Genomic DNA, 3,285 nt, shown 5'->3' on the forward strand with positions numbered 1-3,285 from the left:
CCTCTGCCCCCTGCCTCCTGCCTCCTCGGTAGTTTGCCAAACACTTCTTTAATTGTTTCAAGGGTATTTCCGGTTTGAAAATCTCCAACAATCACTAAGACGGCATTATCAGGACTGTAAAAATTGCGATAATATTTCTGTACTTGCTCAACTTCAAATTTCTCGACATCAGCTTTGGTTCCACCTACAGGCAACCCATAAGCATGATTAGGAAACACCGCCTGCATGACGGCACGGTTGAGGCGATATTCTGGACTATTTTCGTAACCTTGCAACTCAGAAATTACTACTCGCTTTTCACTCGCTAGTTGTTCTGGCTCAATCTGAGAATTTTGCATTCTGTCTGCTTCTAGCACTAAGAGCGCTTTTAGCTTGTTACGTTCCACAGTACCGTAATATGCAGTTTGGTCATAGCTGGTGAAAGCATTGGAATCACTACCTAAAGCACTAAACAAACGGCCAAATTGAATGGGGCGATTTTGAGTCCCTTTAAACATCAGGTGTTCCAACTGATGAGCAATGCCATTCACGCCCGGTTCTTCGTTGCGTGAGCCAACCTTGTACCACACTTGCACCGTCACCACTGGCGCAGTATGTACTTCCTTTGTTAGGACAGTTAGACCATTTTCCAGCACTGTCTTACGGACGTTTTCTGTCAGTGTTGAGGGCATTATTCTTTTACTAGGAAGGTTGATTGGTATTTTTCTTTGTTAGATATGGCTGGATGTTGGCTATTAGCCAGTTGCTCGCTCAATAAAAAAACTGCTACTAGCCATAAGCTTAAAATTAATAACGGCAAGGGATATTTATAAAACCTGGAAAATCCATACATTTATTTAGCAGGCATCGCTGTAAATTAAGTTACATAGTTATTTTTGTAAACGATCGATTTGAATCTGGCAAAAAAATCTGTTGCTGAAGTAACAATACAGAAAAACAATATATTAGCAATAAAGGTAATAAAAAAGCTAAATTACGGGAGTTTTGCTAAAACCCGAATGAATTCCAAAGGTAAGCCATCGGTATCGGCGATAAAAGCTACTTCGTAAATGCGATCGCCTATTTGCTGTTGTGTCGGTTCTAAAAGTACCTTCAACGGTTGTAATTCTTCGGTTTGACTCTCAGCCGCAATCAATACACGTTTTTGTAGATTTGTCAACCAACTAGGTAAATCTGGTGTAATCTCAGTTAAATCGAAAGAGAGATGATAGTATCCCACATAATGCTCGTCAGCAAAGGCATCTGGGGCTGGTTTTGGTTCGGGAATTTGGATCAGTTCAATTCTGCCGCCCAATCCTTCCATCCAGCAAGCTAGCGTGTAGCCTGTAGTAAAGCGTTCCGAAATTGTAAACCCTAAATATTCGTAGAAAGCGATCGCTCGGTGAATATTCGCAGTCCGAATAGAAGCATGGTGCATAATTTGTCCTTTATCCTTTGTCAGTTGTCCTTTTTTGTAAAAGTTGCGATCGGAGAAAACCTCCGATCGTAACTTTGCACTTTGTACTTTGTTATTCACCAATGACAAATGACAAATGACCAATGACTAATGACCAATGACCATTACTCAAACAACCTGAAATAGGGGTAGCGTACAGGGACACCAGGCTCTTTTTCCAAGTCAAAGTTAATCACTTCCCAGCATGGATCTTCTGAGGTATCGGGGCTAAACTCCACGGGTAAGCCGTATAGTCGAGCAGCTGTAGCTTCCGGTTGTCCAGAACGCCAAGGTGTGCTGCGTTCTAAATAGCCACTCATCAATTCCTGATAGCGTAGAGCAATAATCACTTTTGTTGCTCGAAAGCCTTGGGTATACAGCTTATCTAATGCTTCGTGAATTTCAAAGCGGATACCATCAGGATGAGTATGTTGTCTATACCATTCATTATTCCACCTCCGCCAATGACGGCCCGATTGCAAATGAACTAACTCACCATTTTTAGGATTAGCTTCAAAAGCGCCATGACGCGGACACAAATAGGTATCTGTTAATGTCAGCGCCTGAATAGTCTGGCGACAATGGGGGCACTGTATTTCCGGCCCAAACATCGGGTACTGAAAGCCTGGATTCATCATGAAGTGCGTACAAACATAATTTCGTCTTCACCAGCACTAGTGGATTGGATTATACACTTCGGCTCCACCACTTTGGGTTAATTGCTTATTGCTGCACAGACACGCAGTTGCAGCATAAACATTGTTCACGAGTGTTTTCCTCACCGTAGAGGCTTGACGCTGTGATATTCTGGTTGTGCAACCAGCCTCAAAGGTTGGAGTTTCTCCAGTGTTCCTGAGTACCATATTCATATTCTATCGTGTCTACCGCTTCTTACTGGACATCTCCTGATTTTTCTCAAGCTGCCTTCATCGCAGCCAATGCTGTTGTTATAGGTTCGGTAAATATAGCAGCAGGGGCGAGCATTTGGTATGGAGCAGTAGTTAGGGCAGATGTAGAACGGATTGAAATTGGCGAATGCACAAATATTCAGGATGGTGCAATTCTACACGGCGATCCTGGTTTTCCAACAATTTTAGAAGATCATGTTACCGTCGGACATCGCGCTGCGATCCATTCCGCTTACATCGAGCGTGGAAGTTTGATTGGCATTGGCGCAGTGATTTTAGACGGGGTACGAGTGGGTGCTGGTAGCATTATCGGTGCTGGCGCAGTTGTAACCAAAAATATACCTCCTTTGTCACTGGTTGTAGGTATTCCTGGCAAAGTGTCACGACAAGTAACAGACGTTGAAGCCGCAGAATTGATTGAACACGCTAAACGTTACCAAAAATTAGCTTTAGTTCATGCTGGTAAAGGTACTGATATCGGGTTTTGCAAGTCGTAGAGAGTCCTAAGTGCGAGACGACGAGGGAGAAATAACTAATGCCCAATGCCCGATCCCCAATCCCACATCCCTGATATAATTAAACATTCTTTACATATATGTTGGGAAAAATTGCCCACTTCAGCTAAAAATAAAAATGAGAGCAGTTGACAAAACTTTAATTTCTACTTAAGAGAGAGGTTCTAGATATGGATTCTATCGATTTCCGTATAGCGATCGTTTTAGCACCAGTTGCCATTGCTGCTAGCTGGGCAGTGTTTAATATTGGTGCTGCGGCTTTAAGACAAATTCAAGGCTTTTTGGATCGGGAAGCCTAAATTCAGCATAATATCATCACTTTTGAACCGCCTGTTTCTATTTACGGAGACAGTCGGTTTTATCGCGATTAATGGTTCATTGGAAGAGACAGAGCGAAAAGTAGCAATTCTTATTCTCTCCCCTGCCC

6 protein-coding genes are annotated in these 3,285 nt (G+C 42.8%); 2 read left to right on the forward strand and 4 right to left on the reverse strand.

From position 1 onward, the window contains the following. From CDG77_RS34165 to CDG77_RS34180, 4 genes are all read right to left on the reverse strand, one after another. On the reverse strand, positions 1–671 hold a 671-nt coding region (locus CDG77_RS34165; protein ID WP_442946462.1), incomplete at its 3' end, for a M16 family metallopeptidase. A gap of 302 nt (positions 672–973) precedes the next feature. Next, on the reverse strand, positions 974–1,417 hold the full coding sequence (locus CDG77_RS34170; protein WP_094333565.1) for a VOC family protein: 444 nt from the start codon (positions 1,415–1,417) through the stop codon (positions 974–976). Between the two features lie 143 nt (positions 1,418–1,560). Then, a complete protein-coding gene (locus CDG77_RS34175; RefSeq protein WP_094333562.1) occupies positions 1,561–2,073 on the reverse strand; it encodes a TIGR02652 family protein in 513 nt (170 codons plus the stop codon). A 36-nt stretch (positions 2,074–2,109) separates the two neighbouring features. Then, positions 2,110–2,304 (reverse strand): hypothetical protein, encoded by a 195-nt coding sequence (locus CDG77_RS34180; RefSeq protein ID WP_223270148.1) that lies wholly within the window; start codon positions 2,302–2,304, stop codon positions 2,110–2,112. 8 nt (positions 2,305–2,312) lie between these two features. Between CDG77_RS34180 and CDG77_RS34185 the strand changes: the two genes are divergently transcribed. After that, entirely contained in the window at positions 2,313–2,840 is a 528-nt protein-coding gene (locus tag CDG77_RS34185; protein ID WP_094333563.1) for a gamma carbonic anhydrase family protein, read from the forward strand. A 188-nt stretch (positions 2,841–3,028) separates the two neighbouring features. After that, a complete protein-coding gene (locus tag CDG77_RS34190) occupies positions 3,029–3,157 on the forward strand; it encodes a photosystem II protein Y (RefSeq protein ID WP_094333564.1) in 129 nt (42 codons plus the stop codon). Positions 3,158–3,285: the final 128 nt, after the last annotated feature.

It is taken from the genome of Nostoc sp. 'Peltigera membranacea cyanobiont' 213 (genome assembly GCF_002245975.1).
GTDB lineage: Bacteria > Cyanobacteriota > Cyanobacteriia > Cyanobacteriales > Nostocaceae > Nostoc.